Consider the following 20891-nt stretch of genomic DNA (forward strand, 5'->3'; position numbering starts at 1 on the left):
GATTAATTCCCTTCAGTGCTTTCTGTGTTGTCTGTCTCGTTATTTTGCCTGGTATTTGTCTCTTCTGCTGGATGGTCACCATCATTTCCATCAGGATTTTCGCCTCCAGCGCCTTGGCCATATTCTACTTGTCCTATATCTTCACTAGAATCTCCAGAGTTTGATATATCTACTTTAAGGTCGAAGTATTTGGCCACGATGTCCCTTACGATAGGACTTACGTTGTAACTGGTATCTCCCTGGGTTAGGATAACAGATACTGCAATTTCTGGATCATCATATGGAGCAAAACCAATCATCCAAGCGTAGGATGAGTAGTCTGATCCGTCGGCGTTTTGTCCTTCTACTTCTGCTGTACCAGTTTTGACACCTATATCCATAGGAAGCTTGTTAAGAATCGGATTGTTTTGAGCTACTAACAAGGCTCCGTATTTGATATCTTCAAGATGTTTGGTATCCTTGATGTCAATTCTTTTACTATCTGGAACATTTTTGAAGAGGACTTCTTTAGAGTCGTGGTTGGCTATCTTATTAATCAAGGTGTACTTGTTTAGGTAGCCACCATTTGATATAGTCGCCATTACCCTATTCATCTGGATAGGTGTGTAGGCGTTTTGTCCTTGGCCTATTACTATATTTAGCATGTCAGTAATGTCCCAATTGGCTTGGTTAAGGAAGGTAAACTTGATAGTATCTGCAAGACCTGCTATTTGTCCATCGTAAATTCCTATTGGTTCATATCCCTTCTCGTCCAAGAACTCTATTATCTTATCCCTAGTCCATCCTTCTGGATCGTCTGCGAATGAAACTATGTCCTCAATGTCCTTCTTGTACTCATCACGAGTCTTCTTTATTCCGTCCTTGATGAATATTGTTAGGTTATTTTCCAGGTATTTTTTGAGCATGGTCTTGGTTACTTCGACTTTCTTGCCGATTGATGGAATGTTTCCAACTGTTTCGTTTGGTATATTTATCTCAATTCCAGTCTTTTGGTCTAGACCAAGTTTCTCCGCTGCAAGTCTTATATCGTTAAGCTCAAGTTTTACCCCTAGGGTGTTCCCATCTTCTGGGTTCTTGCCCAAGGCTAGAGTGTAGAAGTAATAGTTACATGAGTCTCTGATTGCCCCATAGAGGTTTTCTTCTCCGTGAGTTGACCCTGTCTCTGTCCAAATTAAGCAAGAAAATCTCCTATTTCCAATATCCATAAAGCCGTGGCAGTAGTTTATAGAAAGTGGGTCGAGTCCTTTTTCTAGGGCTGCAAGACTTGTTACAAGCTTAAAGGTTGATCCTGGCATAACCGCTGTTTGGGTTGCTATATTAAGCATTGGTCTTGGTACAAGTGGGCCAGAACCTTCTTCTACTTGGAGGCTTTCCCAATCTGATGCTGATACTCCAGTGGCGAAGATATTCGGATCATAATCTGGGTATGATGCAAGGGCTAGGACTTCTCCTGTCTTTACATTACTTACGACAACTGCCCCACTTTCAGCATTTGGAGCCGACTTGATTGGTGAAAATGTTCCGTATTCTGAATTATAGCTTATACCTTCTCTGATTGCAGCAAGGACTCCCTTGAGGGACTCTTCAGCTTGTTCTTGGAGGTCTCTGTCTATAGTAAGGTAGACATCATCACCTGGCTCTGATGTAGACTTAGATATAGTCTGACGTCTGTTACCTGCGGAGTCTACTGTTACGAGACTTCTACCATTCTTACCCTTTAGATTGTCCTCGTAGGATTCTTCGATTCCAGTCTTTCCTATGATTTCATCCCTGAGATAACCCCTATCGTTTACGTACTTGTTTACCTCATCGCCTGTTGCAATTGGTCCCATGTAGCCTAGGACGTGGCTTGCTAGATATCTATTTGGATAGTTTCTGATTGGTATAGTGTCGACTATGATTCCACTTGCCTTATCGATTTTTTCTTCGATCTTAAGGACTGTAGATTCATCCAAGTGATAGACAATATTTATTGGCCTATAGCCGAAGTTGCCTTGGCGGTTGAGCTTATTGTCTATAGTTAGGATTCCTATAGCTTCTTGGTCGCTATAGTCTTCTAGCTTGTCTACTTTCTTAATGTAAGAAAGAATCTTTCCTGCATCTTTTTCTTCTGAGAGTATGTCTACTACGTCGTCTGTGCTGTTTGTCTTATCCTTTTGGGCGTAGTAGGTATAGAAATCCTTCTTGTCTTTGGTGAAGGTATAGGTCCACTCTTCTGGGTCCTCATCTGTGATATCAATGTTTGGATAGATATTGTTTTTGGTATTGGCATTTTGGGCCATGTATTTGATATCTTCTGAAAGGATAAGTTTCTTAAGTAGCTTATGCTCGTCAGCGAGTTTTACAAGTTCCCTTACCGCAGATCCTGCTTGAGGGTTTTTGAAGCTTACATCAACTGAGTAATTGTTCTTATCATCGTCCTTTTCAGTAACAACCTCTGTTTCGAAGTTAGCATAGATTCCCATATTTTCAAGTTGCTCTATTAAGATATTGGCAGGGATGATATATTCTCCTGAATCATCCACAGTCGCTTCTGTCAAGACTTCTTCTATGGTTGAGTTTTTGACAATTTCATAGAAGTCATCAGCAGCAGTAGACTCGTAATTTATGTTTGGGAAAAGCTTGTGAAGCTTGGCCTTTTTCTCTAGGAAGTCTTCGTCACTTTTTACTGCATAGTCTTTAAGGACTAGGTCTCCTTCAAGGCCATTTTCCTTAAGCAAGTCATAAGCGAGCTTTCTTGCGTTAGGGTTTTGAAGAATTGTAAGAATTACCGACTCATCTTCCCCAACAGATTCTACAATCACGTCCAAGGGATGATCGTTTTTGCCAAAGCCAATTGATTTTAATTTCTCACCAGCATTTTCCTTAAAGCTTATAGCGAGCTCTCCGTCTTTTTGCCCAACATGGCAAGGAATATCGATCCCTCTTTTCTTTAGGGCAAGGAGGGCAGTATTGGCAGTTTCGTATTCGATTCCCTCCTTTTGGTAGGATGATGATATAAATTCTCTTATGAGATTATTTTCTATAAGAAGACTTACTACCTTATCCATAGGCATCTTCTTGTGGTCAAAGTATGTATCTTCATCCTTGTACTCAAAGGAATTTAGCCTTAGGTTGAAGTCTTCGGTGTAGTTTACTCCGTCTTCTTCTAGGATATCGACAAGTTTTGAGATATTGTCTATCTTCTTATCCTCATCCATGCTTGACATTTGGTCCTTATATAATTGGACCGTAAATGATGGGATTGATGTAGCTAGGATTTTTCCGTTTCTGTCGTAGATATTTCCACGGCTTGCAATCTCATCAACTTCTTTAACTTTTCTATTGTCAGACAGGTCTCTGTAGTAGTCTCCTTTAACTAGCATAACCTTACTTAGCCTTACGACTATGGCAAGGAATAATACTAGGACTAGGACTTGTACAAAAATCAGTCTTTTTTCTTTTGTTTTTTTCACTTAAACACCCCTTATATTTTGTAGGTTGGAATGTACATGATTTTCTTAACTATAATATTGTAAATTAGATAAACTAGACTGTTTAGGACAATTTCTGTGATTAGGGCTAAAGGCAAGTAATTTAATATATCAGCCCCAGGCTTTCCTAGGATAAAATATATCAAGGATATTAGAAGGAAGCTTCCTAGACTTGCTATAGCTGTAACTAAGACTCCACTTGACTTAACCTTTGGAACTTTCACTTCTCCTACGATATATCCTATTAGATAGTATGAAAGAGCCCTTACCCCAAAAAATGGTGTTAGGAGGAAGTCCTCCACAAGTCCTAGGACTAGGCCGCTTATACTTCCTGTCTTTCTTCCCAAAAATTGAGATAGGACAACTATAGCAGGTATGAAGATATTGACATTTGCTCCAAATATATCTATCTTAGAAAATACAGATGTTTGGAGGATAAATGATACTAGTAATAATATAAAGGTCTTAAATTTATTCATCTATTTCTCCTTGGTAGTCCCTATTTTCTATAACCTCATCTACACTGTATTGGTCGGTCTTCTTTAGGACCAAGACCCTATACAAGTGAGAGAAATCAACTGGTGAGTTGAGGGTTATGTTTTTCCTTAGAGCATCTTCGCTCATAGTTACATTTGATACTGTTCCTATATAGATTCCTTCTGGGTACACTCCCCCAAGACCACTGGTTAGTAGGACGTCTTTAGTCTCTACTTCACTATCTACATCTAGCATGTAGCCTTGGATAGTCTTTTGAGTGAAGTTATCGATTACTCCATAGTCTCCGCTTTTGGAATTGACAAAAGAAACGTCATTTGACATGGAGTTTATTGTCTCAACCCTTGCTGTCGTCTCGTAGACTTCTACTACCTTACCGACAAGACCTGTATAGTACTTGCTGTCTCCTATAGCTTGGAGGATGATGTCGTTTTTCTCGATTCCATCCTTTTTGCCCTTATCTATAGTGAAGTTCTTGGTCATAGAATTTGAGTCTGTATTTACAACTTTGGCCTTCATGTAAGAATTTTCTGAATTATCGAGGGCGTTTTTTTCTTCTTCTAGGAAGTTTTTCTTGCTAATTATTGTATTAAGCTTGGCGTTTTCAATCTCGAGCGCCTTGTTTTCTTCCTCTAATTTCTCTACAGCAGCCCTTGTCTCCTTAGAACCTAGACTTCTTTCAACTTGCTCCTTTATGGTAGAGGATATGGAATAAGTCACTTTTTCTACTGGAGCAAAGATTGTATTAGCTATATTTGAACCTGTCTCGTTAATTTTTTCTGTTTGGGAAGAGATTGTTATAGTTAATAGCAAAACTACAAGAGTTGCTACAAAGCCCTTCCTGTCTTTTTTCTTTCTTCTGTATGCCATGATTACCTACTTACGATATTTCACAAATCTGTCAGGATTATCTAAAATGATACCTGCACCCTTTATAGCATCTGTAAGAGGATCTTCTGATATATTTACCCTAAGACCTGTCCTGTCTGCTATATATTCGCTAAGTCCCTTAAGACCTGTAAGGCCACCTGTAAGGAAGATCCCGTCTTTTTTGACATCGGAGCTAATTTCTGGTGGAATTTTTTCCAAAACCTCATAAATCAATTCACAGATATCATTGGCAAAAGGCATAGCACATTCTACCAAGTCCTTACTTTTAATTTCCACAGTCTTTGGCATAGCTGTCTCAAGGTCTCTTCCATCAACCTTCATCGTATTGTTTTTATCTGAAACTTTAAGGCTTATAAGATTCTTTTTGACTTCTTCTGCTGTGTTTTTACCAATTTCTAGACCAAGCTTGTTTCTTATAAATTCTGTAATCTCTTCGTCTATGTAGTCTCCTGCCTTGGCAATACTCTTCGTACTAATGATGCCATTTAGGGAAACTACTGAAGCCTCACTTATACCAGCTCCTAGATTTAGCATAAATATCCCTCTTGGCTCATCAGGGTTTAATTCCATTCCGTAAGCTGCTGCAAGGGTCTGATCTACGAGGATAACGTCCCTACTACCTGCATGGAGGGCCGCATCTTCTACGGCTCTTGCTTGAATATCCGTGATGGAAGAAGGTACACAAATAACAACTCTCGGTTGAAGGAAAGAGAATCCTCCATTTACCTTCTTGAAGAAATAATTGAGCAAGGCCTCAGTCAAGTTAAAGTCTGTAATTACTCCACCTTCTATAGGTCTTACTATGTGGATTTTCTCGTGGGTCTTTCCTAACATGGCCTTAGCCTCTTCTCCTATGGCCAAAACCTTGGTATTATTTTCATCTAAAAGCAAAAAACAAGGCTCACTTGCTATAAGCCCTTCGCCCTTCTCGTATACTAAAATATTGCTTGTGCCAAGATCGATGGCAAAATCTGAAGCAATCATTCTAAAACTCATAATCTATACCTCTTACAAATTCCCTTCTTTTTTAAAACTATAATAACTACTATTTCCTATAACTATATGGTCTAGGACCTTGATATCCAAAATATCCCCAGCCTCTGCTAGCCTATCTGTGATGAGAAAGTCCTCAGTCGAAGGCTTTGGATTTCCGCTAGGATGGTTGTGGACTAAAATCATTGATTTAGCACTCTTTTTGATAGCAGGCTTAAAGACTTCCCTTGGGTTTACTACAGTAGAGCCGAGATCTCCTATAGAAATTACTTCCTTGGCTATGATAACATTTTTGCTATCTAATAAAATAGCATAGAAGTATTCCTTCTTTAGATTAGAAAGCCTAGGACTCATGATATCATAGACGTCCTTGCTAGATGTAATCTTTTCTATTTTCTTATCTAGGACCCTCTCGTTAATCCTTTTACCTAACTGAAGGCCAGCAACAACTCTTGTAGCCTTGGCCTGCTTGATTCCTTTAATATCAGTAAGTTCCTTAACTTCAATTTCTAGAAGTTCCTCATAGGAAAAGACTTCAAGTATCTCCTTTGATAACTCTATTACATTCTTATCCTTAGTACCTGTAGATAAAATTATTGCCAAAAGCTCATAATCTGTGAGGGAAGAAAAGCCTTCCCTGATGAGCTTTTCCCTTGGCTTATCGTATTTTTCTAAGTCTTTAAAGCTCTTTGCCTCTTTCATTTCTACCAAATCCAATCTTTTCCATATGCCTTATAAGATAATTTGAACTGAGACCTACAAAGAATCCACTAAAAGTCCCAATAAAGACTAGAAGTGGAAAATAGTAATACATCTTGATGTTTTCCATAACTATGGCAGATACTAAAACTTGACCAAAATTGTGGAAGAAAGCACCAATTTCACTTACTCCTATAAAGCTTAGGCTCTTGTCGAGATATTTCATAGCTAGGCTCATAGAAATACTTGCGAGAATCGCCCCAGCTACTGAAAAAAAGAAGGAGCTAACCATACCTGTTGCTAAAACCAAAAGGAATGATTTAAGTACTCCAATCAAAAGAGCTGCCCTAAGTCCATAAAAGTACAAGCTTACTAGTAATATTATATTTGAAAGTCCAAGTTTTGCACCTGGAATTGGAATCGGTAGGGGAATAAAATGTTCAACTAAAGAAATCGCTAGAGCCATGGCGACAAGTAGGGCCATAGTCGTAATTTTTCTTATATCTTTATTCATCTAACCACCTTATCTATCTTATCTTCTCTACTGTTATTAGCATCATCAGTAGAATAAATTTCCATAAACAACCTATGAGGTAGGCAGATTATTGTCTCTCCTACATCATGAATTGGGGCCATGTGAACACAGATCTGGTCATTGCAATCAGCATCTGACACATAGGCCTTACCGTCTTTTATCTTAACTATGTTAAAATGTCCCCCATATTCGATCCTGAACTCATCGTCCTTATCTAGAGGAACTTCCTTGATAACTTTGGAATCTTGCTCTATAACCAAAACATTTCCCTTCTCTCTTGAAGTCATCTTGGAAATAGCAAAGGCAAAAGCCAAAGAAAATATCAAGAGAAAGCCTATAACATAGATATCTCCTTTTTTTATTTTCATTTTACACCTCAAGAACTAGTTTATCATTTTTATTGGGAGATTGTCAATTTTGGGCATAAGAAAACAGCGCAATTTCTCGCGCTGCAAATTCTATTCAAAAACTTCTATACATTTGTTTGGACATTTGTCTGCTGCTTGTTTTAGAAGCTCAGGATCGAATTCATTTCCGATCTCTTCTACTGAAAGGAAATTATCCATCTTGAAGGCTTCTGGATAGGTCTTAGCACAGATCGTACATCCTATACAAGAGTTTTTACAATTATTCCTTGCATCCTTGCCCTTGTCATGACTTGAGCAAAGTACAACTTGTTTTTGGCTAAATGGAATTAGTGTGATGATATTTTTAGGACAAGTAGCTACACACTTACCACAAGCTACACATTTTTCTCTATCTACTACAGCAACTCCATCTTTTACATGGATTGCATCGAATGGACATACTTTTTCGCATGAACCACATCCTACACAACCGTAGTTACAAGCTTTCTTGCCACCGAAAAGTGCTATTTGTGCTCTACAATCTTCTATTCCAGAGTATTCGAAAAGATCCTTGGCTGCTTCGCATGTTCCGTCACATTTTACAACTGCAACTTTTCTATCAGCTCCGCCAGCAGCTTCTACTCCCATAGCTTCTGCTACAGCTTCTGTTGTAGCCTTGCCACCTATAGCACAAGCATCTACTGGAGCTTCTCCCTTAGCGATAGCTGCTGCAAGTCCATCACATCCTGGGAATCCACAAGCACCACAGTTGGCACCTGGTAGGGCGTTTCTTACTTCTTGTTCTTTGACAGATTTTTCTACGTGGAATTTCTCACTTACTACACCAAGGGCAACAGCAAAGACGAAACCTAAGATAGCGAGAACTGCTATTGGAATTATTATAGTTTCTAACATTGCCCCCTCCTATGCTAATCCTGCAAAGCCCATAAAGGCGATTGCCATAAGTCCTAGTGTCACTAGGGTTATTGGAACACCCTTAAAGGTTTCTGGTAATGAGTTATATTCGATTCTTTCTCTAATATAAGCTAAGATTGTGATAGCTAGGGTAAAACCAATAGCTGCTGCTAGGGCATAAACTATTGTTTCTACTAGAGTATATGATGAGTCGATTGCCTTGATTGCTACACCAAGAACTACACAGTTTGTTGTGATTAGTGGAAGGAATACTCCCAAGGCACCGTATAGGGCTGGCATAGATTTTTTCATTACTGTTTCTACTGATTGTACTAATGATGCGATTACTAATATAAATACAACTGTTTGTAAGAATCCGATATTTAATGGATCTAGTATGTAATATTGGATTATCCAAGTGATAATTGAAGCAAGGGTTATAACAAATATAACTGCCATTCCCATACCTCTTGCTGTCTCTACCTTGCTTGTTACACCAAGGGCAGGACATATACCTAAGAATTGACCGAGTACATAGTTACTTACGAAAATAGTTGCAATAATTATTGAAAATAGATTTCCCATAATATCTCCTATCTTATTTTCTCTTCTTTGAAATAGCATTAAATGCTGCAACTAACATACCAAGAACTATAAATGATGATGCTGGTTGTTGTAAGAATCCGATTGTGTATGCTTCTGGAATTATTTGAGCTCCGAAAAGTGTTCCTGCTCCTAGAAGCTCTCTAAAGAAAGCTAGAAGGGAAATTGCAAATGTGTATCCTAGTCCTTGGCCAAGTCCATCTACGATTGATGCTACTGGTCCGTGACTTGAAGCAAAACCTTCCGCACGAGCAAGGATCAAGCAGTTAACTACTATTAGTGGAATAAAGATACCCAAGGATTCATCTAGGGCTGGCAAGTATGCTTTGATTGCCATTTGTACCATTGTTACGAAGCCTGCGATAATTACGATAAAGGCAGGGATTCTTATTTCATCTGAAATGAAATTTCTTAGTAAGGATATTACCAAGTTACTCATTACTACTACGAATATTACTGATACTCCCATTCCTATAGCATTGATCAAGGAAGAAGATATGGCAAGAACTGAACACATACCTACTGTTTGAACGAAAACTGGGTTATTAGCAAATATTCCTTCGATAAAGACTTTTCCTAAATTTTCTTTAGGAGCTTTCTTTTCTTTTTTATTCTCTATTGGTCTATCAATTTGATTTTCCATAATATCTCCTAATTAAGTTCACCTAGGACACTGGCTGCGTCATTGATACCTCTTAGGATTGTTCCTGTAGATATTGTCGCACCAGAGATGCCTACGATCTCATTTTCTCCGCCAGACTCAGAAGCTTTTACTTCCCCGTCCATGTTTACTCCTACCATTCCTTCTTTGAAGAAGTCTTCTTCCATTTGTTTACCGAATCCTGCTGATTCTGCGTGGTTTAATGGAGCAAATCCTGTGATATTGTGATCTTTGTCACATCCTATTAGAAATTCTATATCTCCACCGTATCCACCTGGTGATAGGATTTGGAAGACATATCCGTCTCCTTCAGCGCCTTTTGCCTTGTAGATTTTCTCAAGGCTTTCTGGCTTATCAGCTAGTTCTACTTCCTCATAGGAGTCAGCAGGTAGGACAACTGATAAAGATTCTTGAAGTTTCTCTTGGGCCTTAGCTTCTATGATTGGGCTTGTAGCATTGTTTGTCAATGCTAGGGCAAAGGCGGTGACTGATGTAATCAAGAATAATTTTAGGCCTAATTTTAAACTATTATTCATTTTCTTTTCCTTTCTTTGCCTCAACTTTACCGAAAGTCTTAGGTCTTGTGTGAGCTTCGATTATAGGAACTACAAGGTTCATAAGTAGAATTGAGTATGATACACCTTCTGGATATCCACCCCAAACTCTTATAATGGCTGTAAGGATTCCTGCTCCTATAGCAAAGACATATTGGCCTTTGATTGTCATTGGAGTTGTTGTATAGTCAGTTGCCATAAAGAAGGCACCTAGTAACAAACCACCTGATAGGACATTTCTTAGGGAAGCAGCAAAACCATCAGGACCAAAGATTCCTAATAAAACTGTCGCTGTAAGTATGTATGTTAGTGGGATTCTAACGTGAATTACCTTTCTTACAATTAGATAGCATGCACCGATTAAGATTGCAAGGGCAGATACTTCTCCTAAACATCCTGGGATATTTCCGAGGAATAGATCCATTGTGCTGAAGCTTGCTGGATCTGATAGAGGAGTTGCTCCTGATACCATTGATACGTCTTTTACAGTCTTAAGGGTTGCTACTCTTTGTGGTGGTACAAAGCTTGTCATAGTTTCTGACCAAGAAGCCATTAGGAAGGCTCTTGCTGCAAGGGCAGGGTTTACTATGTTTTGTCCGATTCCACCAAAGAACATCTTAGCTACTATGATTGCAAACATAGCTCCGATTACCATTTGCCATACTGGTAGGGTGAATGGAACGTTGTAGGCAAGTAGGATTCCTGTTACTACTGCTGATAAATCTTTGATTGATTGATTTCTCTTTGTTGCTTTGTTAAATATATATTCTGATAACACGCAAGTTATGACAGATGCTAGGATTAAGATCAAGGCTCTGTAGCCAAAGTAATATACTGAGGCTAGCCCTGCTGGTATTAGTGCTATAATTACATCTAGCATATCCTTTTTAACTGTACGATTGCTTCTAACATGAGGAGAAGCTGTTACCAATAGTTGTTTTGTATTTTCCATATTCTCCTCCTATTTACCTGCTTGTCTTATTTGTCTCTTACCAAACTTGATAGCTTCTACTAGAGGTCTGTTTGATGGACAAACGAATGAACAAGATCCGCACTCTATACAATCCATGATATTAAGCTCTTGGGCTTTTTCGAATCTCTCTTCTAGGGAGAACTTGTGGATGTAGAGTGGAAGTAAGTAAACTGGACAAACATCAACACACCTACCGCATCTGATGCAAGGGCTCACTTCAAGAGGCTCGGCCTCATCACTTGCTAGGACTAGGACGCAGTTGCTTGCTTTTTCTGTTGGTCTAGTTAGATCTGGTTGAGCAATACCACACATTGGACCACCATTTACAAGCTTAGCAATATCATCTGCTCCACCTGCTTCTTCTATAAGGTAGCCGAATTCTGTTCCGCAACGAACTAACATATTTGTTGGGTTTTTGACAGATTTACCTGTTACTGTTACGATCCTTTCGTAAAGTGGCTTATCCATATAAATTGCTTCGTATATTGCATTCATTGTAGAAACGTTTGATACTATAGCTCCAACATCCATTGGAAGTCCACCGCTTGGTACTTGCCTGTTTAGGCAAACATCTATGATTCTTTTCTCGTCACCTTGAGGATATTTTGTTTGAAGTTTCTTAATTTCAATATCAAATGACGAATTTTCCTTAGCGAATTTCTCTAAGGCGCTTACCATTGTATCAAAGGCCTTTGGCTTATTATCTTCTATGGCGATAATTCCCTTTTTAGCACCTACTGCCTTCATCGCTTGGTTTAGGGCCTTAAGTATTCTTTCTGGCCTATTTTTCATTAGATAATCATCGCAAGTAATATATGGTTCGCACTCCGCCCCATTTACTATTACTGTATCTACTGGCTTGGCTGGTAAATATTTTATGTGAGCAGGAAAGGCTGCTCCACCCATACCTACTATTCCAGCTTCCTTGATCTTTGCTACTATTTCTTCTGCATTAAGGTCGACATTATCTTTTTCTATGTATTCTTTATCTTGGTCGAAACCTTCGGTATCAATTACGACTGCCTTGGCGTTTTTGCCTGAGGCAGTTTGTAAATCGATAATGTCCTTTACCACTCCTGCTACTGATGAGTGGATGTTTGCAGAGAAATTTCCGACAGCTGCTCCTATAAGCTGACCTACACTAACTTCGTCTTTTTTTGCTACAAGACATTTGCTAGGTGCACCTATGTGTTGGACAAGAGGAATTGTTACAAGTTTAGGAATACTTGCTATATGAAGTTCACTGTTTTCAGTAAGCTCCTTATACTCCTCCATGTGCACTCCATTTTTAAAAGTAATGGAATTCATAAATCTCTCCTTCTATTTTTATTTGCTCTTCTTCTATTATAAAGTAAAATCGCTTTTCATTCAATATTTATCTTATATTTCTAATGAAATCTTTAATAAAAATCTCAAAGTTTCTAAAACTTAGGCCCCTTAGGTTAGAAATTTCTTCCTCGCTTGGAAGGCCATCCTTGTAAAACTTTTTCATAACTTCATAATTAGCATTCACTTTTGTGACATATTGCCTAGTTTCTTCGAAAGGAATATTTAAAGGGTCAGGATTGTCCTTATCAAGAGTACCTTCCTTAATCCAGCTATCAACATTGCCCACTCCCCCATTGTAGGCTGCAAGGGCTAGGTCTCTGTTGTTATAATATCTATAAAGATAGTCAAAATATCCCACCCCCAAATCTAGGTTGTAGTCGACATCGTTTAACTTTTCTGGATAGTAATCAATCCCTACGACATCTGCAGAGTGCTTGGCCGTATCTTCTAATAATTGCATTAGGCCGTGAGCTCCTTGGTGGCTTTGGGCCTTATTGTCAAAGTCAGATTCAACCTTGATGATTGACGCTGTTAGGAGTGGATCTACATTATATTTTTCGGAATATTCATAAATTTGATCTTGGTAGGATATTTGAGTTCTGGATGTTTGATAGGCTATTAGGCCGTAGACTATAGCGAAAAATATGCCTATAGCAAGGACAATAAAGCCCAAAACTTTCCCTATAAATTTAACAACTTTCATTAAAGTCACCTCGCTTAATGATTTTTTCTATTTGCCTTCTTAAACTTTCTATATCGCCGCTATTGTCGATTATGATGTCACTTTGCTTTTTCATTTCTTCTAGCTCATCCTGGCTTTCAATCTTTTTTAGGGCAAAGTCATAATCAATCTTATCACGAGCCATAAGTCTTTTGATTTGGACCTCCCTAGAGGCTGTAACAAGGACTACCAAGTCATGAGGAAATCTATCTTTGATTTTGAAAAACAAGGGAACTTCTATAAAGACCTTATCTTCCTTGCTGTTTTCTACCATCTCATCTATAGCAGATATTATATTGGCATGGCTTATTTCATTAAGTCTTTCCATCTTCTCCTTGTCATTAAAGATGATCTCAGCAAGCTTCTTCTTATCAAGAAAATCACCATCAAAGGCTGGGGCAAAGATAGGCTCGTTTTTGATGGCTATATAATTCTTGCCCCCCTTTTTGATAAGGTCTCTATTTACCTCATCAGCACTAATTAAATCGTAGCCTTTTTCTTTTAAAATATCTGCTACAGTAGACTTGCCTGATGCAATAAGACCTGTAATTACAATCCTACTTGGACTCATACATACTTACTCCAGTGTCGATATCTACTATCAAAGGAACCTCAAGATCTGTCGCATTCTCCATGGATTCTCTTAGGATTTTGATAGCCTCATCCTTGGATGATTCATCTGCCTCTAGAATTATTTCATCATGGATTTGGAGGACTATTTTTGCATCAAGTCCTGCTTTTTTGAGATTCTTGTCAGTTTCTATCATGGCAATCTTTATAATGTCTGCCGCAGTTCCTTGGATAGGAGTATTTAGGGCAACCCTTTGGCCGAAGCTTCGAACGTTAAAGTTTCTCGAATTGATCTCTGGTACATATCTTCTTCTCTTAAAGAGAGTCTCCACATAGCCATCTTCCTTGGCCTTTTCTACAATAGAATCCATATATTCCTTGATTGATGGGTAGCTTGCCATGTAATTGTCGATGTATTCCTTGGCTTCCTTCCTTGGTATGTTCAGATTTTGTGATAGGCCGTAGTCACTTATGCCGTAGATTATTCCGAAGTTTACTGCCTTGGCCTCAGATCTTTGTCTTTTTGTAACCTTATCAAGGTCAGTGTGAAAGACTTTGGATGCGGTCTTGGTATGGATATCTACGCCTTCCTTGAAGGCATCTATCATATGGCGATCTCCTGAAAGAGAAGCGAGTATTCTTAGCTCGATTTGTGAATAGTCCGCATCTATTAGGATCTTTCCTTCCTCTGCCCTAAAGGCCTTTCTTATTAGTCTACCCTCGTCGGTTTTTATAGGAAGATTTTGTAAGTTAGGGTCTTGGGAAGAAAGCCTACCGGTGGCAGCTATATTTTGCCTAAAGGTTGACCTAATTCTTCCATCTTCATCTATGGCCTTCTCTAGTCCTTCTATATAGGTTGAACGTAGCTTGAAAAGCTCCCTATATCTTTCGATTTTAGGAATAATTTGATGTTTATCCCTTAATTTTTCAAGGACTTGGGCATTAGTTGAAAAGCCTGTCTTAGTTTTTTTGATAACAGGAAGGTCCAAATCTTTAAAGAGAACCTCGCCCAATTGCTTGGTAGAGTTGATATTAAACTCGCTACCAGCAAGTTCATAAATCTCCTCGGTAATCTTATCTATATCCTTATCGATATTCTCCTTTAGATCTTCAAGAACCTTTTTGTCTGTGACAAATCCCACGATTTCCATATCGGCTAGGACCTTTGAAAGTTTAATCTCAATCTCCTTATAGAGGTCTAGCATATGGTATTCGTCAAGTTTATCTTCCAAGATTTCCTTAGAATCTTCTATTGCATTAATTCCACTTGCTAGGTAGTTTCCAAGCTCATCAAAGTCCAAATCTTGATATTTTAGGGCCTTCTTACCCTTGCCTAAGAGGTCCACCGGACTTTTTACTTCGTAGTCTAGATAAGATTGACTTAAGACTTTTAAATCATAAGAAGACCTTGATGGATCGATCAGATAATGCATAAGCATCATATCGTCATAAGGAAGTTTCAGATTTATCCCAAGTTTATCTAGAAGAACAACATCTTCTTTAATATCGAAGGAATTTTTCACTATTTCTTCATCCTCGAATATTTCCTTGAACTTACTAACAAAATCACTATCAGGATCTATTATATAAGTAGGAGTGTCAGTAGTCTTTATTCCTAGCTTATAAATCTCGCTGTGAATATACCTATCTCCTTCATAAATGGACTTGAAGGTAAATTCCTTGTTTTTCTTGATAGCTTCGATTAGCTTATCTGGATTCTCTAACTTCTCATAGGTAAAGTCCTTATCCTCCTTTGGACTATCTCCCCCATCCATATCTTCTAGGAACTTGTTGAAATTGTACTTAGAATACTTTTCTCTCAAGCTTTCAAGGTCTGGATCCTTCACCTTAAGCTCTTCTAGGTCAAATTCTACCGGAGCACTGGTCACAATTGTACCTATTTTCTTACTCATATAGGCTATAGCTTCACTATCGATTAAAGTCTGTTTGGTCTTTTTACCAGAAACTTCGTCTATATGGTCATAAAGCCCTTCGATAGATCCGTATTTTTGGATAAAGCCGATAGCCTTTTTTGGACCTATTCCATCAACTCCAGGAATATTATCGGACTTATCTCCTTCTAGCCCCTTAACTTCGATCAATTGTTTAGGACTTAGGCCAAATTCTTCCTTTATGGTATCGACTGTGTATTCCTTAGTCTCGGAAACTCCCTTCTTGGTAAGATTGACTACGATCTTCTCATCTACAAGCTGAAGGTAATCCCTATCTCCAGTGATTAAAACAGATTCATAGCCTGCTTCTTGGGCCATTTTTGCATAGGTTCCCACAATATCGTCCGCCTCGAATCCATCGAGATCAGTGTATTTAACATTAAGGGAATCTAAGATATCCTTGAGGATTCCAAACTGATAGGAAAGCTCGCTAGGCATCTTATCACGAGTTCCCTTGTAGTCCTCAAACTCCTTGTGCCTAAAAGTCTTAGATGCCCTATCAAAGGCCACAAGGACATAATCTGGTTTATATCTATCAAAAGCGTTGTTATACATGGTCAAAAAACCATAAACGCCATTAGTCATAACGCCGTCATTGTTTGTAAGTTTAGGAAGAGCAAAAAACGCCCTAAAAATCAAACTAGACCCGTCAATTAACATAACTGTTTTACTCATTATTACTCCTTTACATATAGTATATCATACTTTGTTTTGAGGATTAAAAAAAGTAAGCGGACAAGCCGCCTACCCTATTCTTCTATGATGTAATCAAAGTCTTCTTTATTGAATTGTTTCTCATCCCCTACAAAAGTGTCTTTCACTTCTGAAGTATCAAAAGTAAACATAACTATTCTAGTATATAGTCTAGAATTATCTCTTTCTTTAAATTTAACCAAAATTCTTTTACCTGGAGGGATCTCTTTTTCATCTCTCATCCTATTGAATTTCTCTATAGCTTCCATCTGTCTTTGTGTTGATGGAGCTATCAATTCTGAAAAATAACAAGTAAAAATCAAAAGTGCTCCTAATAAGAGATTCAAAACATTATTTATATTATAATCAAGGCTTAGTATATATATAGATATCATTACAAGATAAATATGAGTTGTCCTAATATATCTATCATAACTTTCAAGTCTTAAGGCTTCACCAACATCCATGGAGAAAATATATGTGAAATAATTTCCTAGCTGATAGATAGTATAGAAGAAAATCACCAGTATAATTAAGTTTCTTATAATTTTATCCCTATTATAAATCAAATATATAAAGATTAACAAAATGATAAGCCCTATAATAAAATAATCAGTCATAATCCTCTTAAGGAATTCCCTGCTGATTTTAATAATTGTCTCTCTGTCCTTTTGCTCAAATATCTTCTCATATCTATTTATTGAAACGGCATGCTTTGAACCTAAGGAAAAATTATATTTAACATGGTTCTTCCAAGATAAAAATGCCATCAATAAGAAAGCTATATTAGCAAATACAAGCTTTTTGCTAACTCTATGATATTTTATAAGTAAATACACTAAAGCTACAGAGGCAAATAAAATAGCACTGGTTTTTACTAAAACGAGACTTACAAACATCGGTATTGCAAAATAAAGATTCTTGTAATTATTTACATCTGTATAATAAATGAAGGCAAAAATGCCAAAGGCAGTCGTAGCTATAACTGTATCTACTCTTAGACTTTGAAATCTTATATCATAAAAGCACGCAAATACACCAAGAACTACTAGTAAGATTATTTTTACAATATCTTTCTTGTAATCTTTAATTGACGAAAATAAACAAAATACTCCCGAAATAACTAAAATAGCATTAGCTACTAACATTCTACTTTCACTATAACCAATAAGTCTTACAAGTCCATAAATAAAGTAAGCAGAGGCTTGTGGATATGCCGTGTAATCAATCCTAGTTTCATGAACAGTATTTAAATGGTCTGTCCTTAAAAAAAGTCTAGCTAAAACTCCCCAGTGACCAAAATCATCTTGAACATACAAATGTTTACCATTTAAAACTAATCCTATAATACCTATAATTACAAAAAATATAATATATTCAGGCAATAGCCATTTAAGTTTTAATCCATTTCTATAAGCTTTAACAAATAATATTAAACCAAATAAATTACATGTAATTACAAACTCTTTCATTAAAGCTAATTGAGCAAATACATAAATTGAACTAATATAACTTGTAAAAATTAAAAATGGTAAAAAGTAAGTATTAATTTTAAATTTATTTTTTATAAATAAACTATATCCTAAAAAACTTAAGATTAAGAATATAGTTGCAAAAATAGCTCTCATATCAATCTCCATTAAAAATAAATTTATTCTGTATTGTAAAAGAAAGCAAGAAGATAATAGTATCAACTATAAGTTTGATAAGGCTTGCATTCATATTTACTCTTTCAAATATAATATCCACAAAAAATGCGGACAGTAAGAGTTGAAATAGCCACAAGCTTACATATTTAATAAACTTTGACTTATCTTTCTTTTCATCAGCAAAAACTAGATTCTTATTTACATTATAATTAAATATCCCAGAAATAATCCTTGCAAGTGCAGTAGATGCCCAAATCACCCTACTAGAAGTCACCAAAAGTTTTGGTAAAAACTTAGTAAGAACTGTAAAAGCCCCAATATCCACCAGAAAAGATGAAAGGGATGAGATGATAAACTTAAAGAAAGTTCCAAGCATAACCCTGTAGATCTTAAAAGAATCCTTGATGGGGTGAAAGTGGGTCTCGCTATTATTATCAAAATAAACAGTTTCTATAGGAATTTCTATGATTTTCTTCTTAGTTTGAGATGAATTTATAAGCATATTTATCTCATACTCAAATCTTTCGCCTGGTAAATCCAAGAAATCTGAAAGATAGGCTTTAGGAATAGCTCTAAGACCAGTTTGAGTGTCCCCTATCTTATCATAAAACATAAGTTTATAGACAAAACTAGTAGTTTTGTTACCGAAAGATGACTTAAAAGGAACACCTTCCTCATTGAAGTCACGTGAACCCAAATACATAGCTACTTCGCTTTTTTTAACTATATTTGCAATATTTTGGACATCACTCGCCTTGTGCTGACCATCTGAATCTACAGTAATTATATAGGAAAAGTCCTCGTAAGTATTTAATATGTAATTAAAAGAATTCTTCAAAGCTCTTCCCTTACCAAAATTCTTGTAATGAGTGAAGACATCAAAGCCTTCCTTTATTAATTTGTCAAAAAATCCATCGAATTCAGCCCTACTCCCATCATTTACCAAAAGGATCCTTGTAAAACCCATATCTCTTAATTCGTAGAGATAGGATTTTAGTATATCCCTTGGAGGATTGAGGGCAGGAATTAAAATAATAAAATCGTCCATAATTTCCTTCTTATATTATATTGTAAACATTATACTCTATTAGCTGAACATGTTTAAATAATCCGAGCTAAAGTTAAAATATACTTAATCGTACTATTAATATGAAACATTCCAAAATAAAAAAGAAGAACGTTGAAAACTCAACATTCTTCTAAAAGTTCTGGCGCGTCATTGAGGATTCGAACCCCAGGCCTTCTGGTCCGTAGCCAGACGCTCTATCCAGCTGAGCTAATGACGCATGGAGCGGGTGAAGGGAATCGAACCCTCGCAACCAGCTTGGAAGGCTGGGGCTCTACCACTGAGCTACACCCGCAAAAGGATACTCAATTATTATATAGCAAAATTAAATATTTTCAATTGTAATTTATGCTTATAAAAACAAAAACTTACGACTATCGTAAGTTCACTATGGAGCGGATGACGAGATTCGAACTCGCGACCCTCGCCTTGGCAAGGCGATGCTCTACCACTGAGCCACATCCGCATATGAAAAATTATGGAGCTGATGATAGGACTTGAACCTACAACCTATTGATTACAAATCAATTGCTCTACCAATTGAGCTACATCAGCGAACCTACCATTAAACCATGATAGATAATAATTCATAACTATAAAGAATACTCCGCCGAAAAGGCGGTTATAAATATTCTTCCAGCTTTAGTTTTGGCGACCTGGATGAGATTCGAACTCACGACCTCCGCCGTGACAGGGCGGCATTCTAACCAGCTGAACTACCAGGCCATAGATATCTAACTTTTATAGAAGTTAAATATTGATTTAATTAATATTTATTAATATTATGGTGGAAGTAACAGGGCTCGAACCTGTGACCCCCTGCTTGTAAGGCAGATGCTCTCCCAACTGAGCTATACTTCCAAAAGTAGAATTAATTGAGAATTAATTCTATTTACTCATCGGCTTGCTGACAAAGTTACTATGTAACTTTAAAAATCCTCTAATAGCCGGATTGGCTAGCTTCGATGTCTGACCTTCAATCAATTTGCTGCGCAAATTGTGATAGGTCATGATGGTGACCCTACCGAGATTCGTAACTCAGTCAGCTGTGCTGTTTCAAATCGTTAGATTTGAAATCTTTGAGACGAACTTTAGTGAGTCCTAAGAACTTACCGCCGTGAACACGGTGGTATCCTCTGAAACGAAGATGTTCTTTATATAACCTAATAGGTTAATCATGGTGACCCTACCGAGATTCGAACTCGGGATACCACCGTGAAAGGGTGGTGTCTTAACCGCTTGACCATAGGGCCATAAGTGTTGTGAAATATTACTTTACATAACTTATGATTAAATATTAAAATTTATTAAGGCTCCGCTTTCTAGACCTATCCCAATGAGCTATGCGAATTGATGGAAGGTCTGATGCAACTTATTTCCCAGGAGGCTTTAGCCGACTGGCTAGAAATAATCTGCAGACCATAGGGCCTTAATAATAAGCTTATACAATTTTGACCATAGGGCCTTAATAGAAAGCCTATAAAAGTCTTATGGTCAAATGTTTGGTGACTCCAATGGGATTTGAACCCATGATACAGCCTTGAGAGGGCTGTGTCTTAACCACTTGACCATGGAGCCAAAAGCTCGGATCAGGCTTCTACCTGACCCTATATTTGGTAGCGAAGAACGGACTTGAACCGTTGACACTCCGGGTATGAACCGAATGCTCTAGCCAGCTGAGCTACTTCGCCACATGGTTGCGGGAGTAGGATTTGAACCTACGACCTTCGGGTTATGAGCCCGACGAGCTACCAAACTGCTCCATCCCGCGA

Annotated in this window: 18 protein-coding genes and 10 tRNA genes; all 28 read right to left on the reverse strand. The window is 37.5% G+C overall.

Annotated elements, in window-relative coordinates; genetic code table 11:
• Positions 1 to 2: 2 nt before the first annotated feature.
• The 28 genes from APRE_RS06670 to APRE_RS06805 all read right to left on the reverse strand — a co-directional run bounded on the left by APRE_RS06670 (position 3) and on the right by APRE_RS06805 (position 20890).
• Positions 3 to 3455, reverse strand: a complete 3453-nt coding sequence (locus APRE_RS06670; protein ID WP_015778237.1) for a penicillin-binding transpeptidase domain-containing protein — start codon at positions 3453 to 3455, stop codon at positions 3 to 5.
• 11 nt (positions 3456 to 3466) lie between these two features.
• On the reverse strand, positions 3467 to 3952 hold the full coding sequence (mreD, locus tag APRE_RS06675; RefSeq protein ID WP_015778238.1) for a rod shape-determining protein MreD: 486 nt from the start codon (positions 3950 to 3952) through the stop codon (positions 3467 to 3469).
• The gene (gene mreC / locus APRE_RS06680; protein ID WP_015778239.1) at positions 3945 to 4838 is read right to left on the reverse strand and encodes a rod shape-determining protein MreC; all 894 of its coding nucleotides are present in this window, start codon (positions 4836 to 4838) and stop codon (positions 3945 to 3947) included. The genes mreD and mreC overlap by 8 nt, the downstream gene beginning before the upstream one ends.
• A 6-nt stretch (positions 4839 to 4844) precedes the next feature.
• Entirely contained in the window at positions 4845 to 5855 is a 1011-nt protein-coding gene (mreB, locus tag APRE_RS06685) for a rod shape-determining protein (RefSeq protein WP_015778240.1), read from the reverse strand.
• A 12-nt stretch (positions 5856 to 5867) separates the two neighbouring features.
• A complete protein-coding gene (radC, locus tag APRE_RS06690) occupies positions 5868 to 6554 on the reverse strand; it encodes a RadC family protein (protein WP_015778241.1) in 687 nt (228 codons plus the stop codon).
• A complete protein-coding gene (locus tag APRE_RS06695; RefSeq protein ID WP_015778242.1) occupies positions 6532 to 7065 on the reverse strand; it encodes a Gx transporter family protein in 534 nt (177 codons plus the stop codon). The genes radC and APRE_RS06695 overlap by 23 nt, the downstream gene beginning before the upstream one ends.
• Entirely contained in the window at positions 7062 to 7454 is a 393-nt protein-coding gene (locus APRE_RS06700) for a NusG domain II-containing protein (RefSeq protein ID WP_015778243.1), read from the reverse strand. The genes APRE_RS06695 and APRE_RS06700 overlap by 4 nt, the downstream gene beginning before the upstream one ends.
• A gap of 90 nt (positions 7455 to 7544) precedes the next feature.
• Positions 7545 to 8348 carry an RnfABCDGE type electron transport complex subunit B gene (locus APRE_RS06705; RefSeq protein ID WP_015778244.1) on the reverse strand — a complete coding sequence of 268 codons (804 nt, stop codon included), beginning with the start codon at positions 8346 to 8348 and terminating at the stop codon, positions 7545 to 7547.
• Between the two features lie 9 nt (positions 8349 to 8357).
• Positions 8358 to 8933, reverse strand: coding sequence for an electron transport complex protein RnfA (locus APRE_RS06710; protein WP_015778245.1), 576 nt, complete (start codon positions 8931 to 8933; stop codon positions 8358 to 8360).
• Between the two features lie 13 nt (positions 8934 to 8946).
• Positions 8947 to 9594, reverse strand: coding sequence for an electron transport complex subunit RsxE (gene rsxE / locus APRE_RS06715; RefSeq protein ID WP_015778246.1), 648 nt, complete (start codon positions 9592 to 9594; stop codon positions 8947 to 8949).
• 8 nt (positions 9595 to 9602) lie between these two features.
• Positions 9603 to 10148, reverse strand: a complete 546-nt coding sequence (locus APRE_RS06720) for an RnfABCDGE type electron transport complex subunit G (protein ID WP_015778247.1) — start codon at positions 10146 to 10148, stop codon at positions 9603 to 9605.
• Positions 10141 to 11118 carry an RnfABCDGE type electron transport complex subunit D gene (locus APRE_RS06725; protein WP_015778248.1) on the reverse strand — a complete coding sequence of 326 codons (978 nt, stop codon included), beginning with the start codon at positions 11116 to 11118 and terminating at the stop codon, positions 10141 to 10143. The genes APRE_RS06720 and APRE_RS06725 overlap by 8 nt, the downstream gene beginning before the upstream one ends.
• Before the next feature lie 9 nt (positions 11119 to 11127).
• The gene (gene rsxC, locus APRE_RS06730) at positions 11128 to 12447 is read right to left on the reverse strand and encodes an electron transport complex subunit RsxC (protein ID WP_015778249.1); all 1320 of its coding nucleotides are present in this window, start codon (positions 12445 to 12447) and stop codon (positions 11128 to 11130) included.
• A 67-nt stretch (positions 12448 to 12514) separates the two neighbouring features.
• Positions 12515 to 13171 carry a lytic transglycosylase domain-containing protein gene (locus APRE_RS06735; protein ID WP_015778250.1) on the reverse strand — a complete coding sequence of 219 codons (657 nt, stop codon included), beginning with the start codon at positions 13169 to 13171 and terminating at the stop codon, positions 12515 to 12517.
• Positions 13158 to 13760: a dephospho-CoA kinase gene (gene coaE, locus APRE_RS06740; RefSeq protein ID WP_015778251.1), complete on the reverse strand. Its 603-nt coding sequence runs from the start codon at positions 13758 to 13760 to the stop codon at positions 13158 to 13160. Before coaE ends, APRE_RS06735 begins: the two co-directional genes overlap by 14 nt.
• Positions 13747 to 16386: a DNA polymerase I gene (gene polA / locus APRE_RS06745; RefSeq protein ID WP_015778252.1), complete on the reverse strand. Its 2640-nt coding sequence runs from the start codon at positions 16384 to 16386 to the stop codon at positions 13747 to 13749. The genes coaE and polA overlap by 14 nt, the downstream gene beginning before the upstream one ends.
• A 74-nt stretch (positions 16387 to 16460) precedes the next feature.
• Positions 16461 to 18032: a hypothetical protein gene (locus tag APRE_RS06750; protein ID WP_015778253.1), complete on the reverse strand. Its 1572-nt coding sequence runs from the start codon at positions 18030 to 18032 to the stop codon at positions 16461 to 16463.
• Position 18033: 1 nt separating this feature from the next.
• Entirely contained in the window at positions 18034 to 19101 is a 1068-nt protein-coding gene (locus APRE_RS06755) for a bifunctional glycosyltransferase family 2/GtrA family protein (RefSeq protein ID WP_015778254.1), read from the reverse strand.
• 161 nt (positions 19102 to 19262) lie between these two features.
• Positions 19263 to 19339, reverse strand: a tRNA-Arg gene (locus APRE_RS06760).
• A 1-nt stretch (position 19340) separates the two neighbouring features.
• Positions 19341 to 19414, reverse strand: a tRNA-Gly gene (locus APRE_RS06765).
• A gap of 96 nt (positions 19415 to 19510) precedes the next feature.
• Positions 19511 to 19585 (reverse strand) — tRNA-Gly (locus tag APRE_RS06770).
• A 13-nt stretch (positions 19586 to 19598) separates the two neighbouring features.
• Positions 19599 to 19674, reverse strand: a tRNA-Thr gene (locus tag APRE_RS06775).
• Positions 19675 to 19768: 94 nt separating this feature from the next.
• Positions 19769 to 19845: transfer RNA gene (locus APRE_RS06780), tRNA-Asp, on the reverse strand.
• 59 nt (positions 19846 to 19904) lie between these two features.
• A tRNA-Val gene (locus tag APRE_RS06785) sits at positions 19905 to 19980 on the reverse strand.
• Between the two features lie 317 nt (positions 19981 to 20297).
• Positions 20298 to 20372: transfer RNA gene (locus APRE_RS06790), tRNA-Glu, on the reverse strand.
• 250 nt (positions 20373 to 20622) lie between these two features.
• A tRNA-Glu gene (locus APRE_RS06795) sits at positions 20623 to 20697 on the reverse strand.
• A gap of 36 nt (positions 20698 to 20733) precedes the next feature.
• Positions 20734 to 20810, reverse strand: a tRNA-Met gene (locus APRE_RS06800).
• Between the two features lie 3 nt (positions 20811 to 20813).
• Positions 20814 to 20890: transfer RNA gene (locus tag APRE_RS06805), tRNA-Met, on the reverse strand.
• Between the last annotated feature and the right edge of the window lies 1 nt (position 20891).

Origin of the sequence: Anaerococcus prevotii DSM 20548 (assembly GCF_000024105.1) — a bacterium.
GTDB classification, from domain to species: domain Bacteria; phylum Bacillota; class Clostridia; order Tissierellales; family Peptoniphilaceae; genus Anaerococcus; species Anaerococcus prevotii.

Coding starts and splice junctions, on each gene's coding strand:
- mreD (WP_015778238.1), bottom strand. CDS start 3,952: ATGAATAAATTTAAGACCTTTATATTATTACTAGTATCATTTATCCTC.
- mreC (WP_015778239.1), bottom strand. CDS start 4,838: ATGGCATACAGAAGAAAGAAAAAAGACAGGAAGGGCTTTGTAGCAACT.
- mreB (WP_015778240.1), bottom strand. CDS start 5,855: ATGAGTTTTAGAATGATTGCTTCAGATTTTGCCATCGATCTTGGCACA.
- radC (WP_015778241.1), bottom strand. CDS start 6,554: ATGAAAGAGGCAAAGAGCTTTAAAGACTTAGAAAAATACGATAAGCCA.
- APRE_RS06695 (WP_015778242.1), bottom strand. CDS start 7,065: ATGAATAAAGATATAAGAAAAATTACGACTATGGCCCTACTTGTCGCC.
- APRE_RS06700 (WP_015778243.1), bottom strand. CDS start 7,454: ATGAAAATAAAAAAAGGAGATATCTATGTTATAGGCTTTCTCTTGATA.
- APRE_RS06705 (WP_015778244.1), bottom strand. CDS start 8,348: ATGTTAGAAACTATAATAATTCCAATAGCAGTTCTCGCTATCTTAGGT.
- APRE_RS06710 (WP_015778245.1), bottom strand. CDS start 8,933: ATGGGAAATCTATTTTCAATAATTATTGCAACTATTTTCGTAAGTAAC.
- rsxE (WP_015778246.1), bottom strand. CDS start 9,594: ATGGAAAATCAAATTGATAGACCAATAGAGAATAAAAAAGAAAAGAAA.
- APRE_RS06720 (WP_015778247.1), bottom strand. CDS start 10,148: ATGAATAATAGTTTAAAATTAGGCCTAAAATTATTCTTGATTACATCA.
- APRE_RS06725 (WP_015778248.1), bottom strand. CDS start 11,118: ATGGAAAATACAAAACAACTATTGGTAACAGCTTCTCCTCATGTTAGA.
- rsxC (WP_015778249.1), bottom strand. CDS start 12,447: ATGAATTCCATTACTTTTAAAAATGGAGTGCACATGGAGGAGTATAAG.
- APRE_RS06735 (WP_015778250.1), bottom strand. CDS start 13,171: ATGAAAGTTGTTAAATTTATAGGGAAAGTTTTGGGCTTTATTGTCCTT.
- coaE (WP_015778251.1), bottom strand. CDS start 13,760: ATGAGTCCAAGTAGGATTGTAATTACAGGTCTTATTGCATCAGGCAAG.
- polA (WP_015778252.1), bottom strand. CDS start 16,386: ATGAGTAAAACAGTTATGTTAATTGACGGGTCTAGTTTGATTTTTAGG.
- APRE_RS06750 (WP_015778253.1), bottom strand. CDS start 18,032: ATGAGAGCTATTTTTGCAACTATATTCTTAATCTTAAGTTTTTTAGGA.
- APRE_RS06755 (WP_015778254.1), bottom strand. CDS start 19,101: ATGGACGATTTTATTATTTTAATTCCTGCCCTCAATCCTCCAAGGGAT.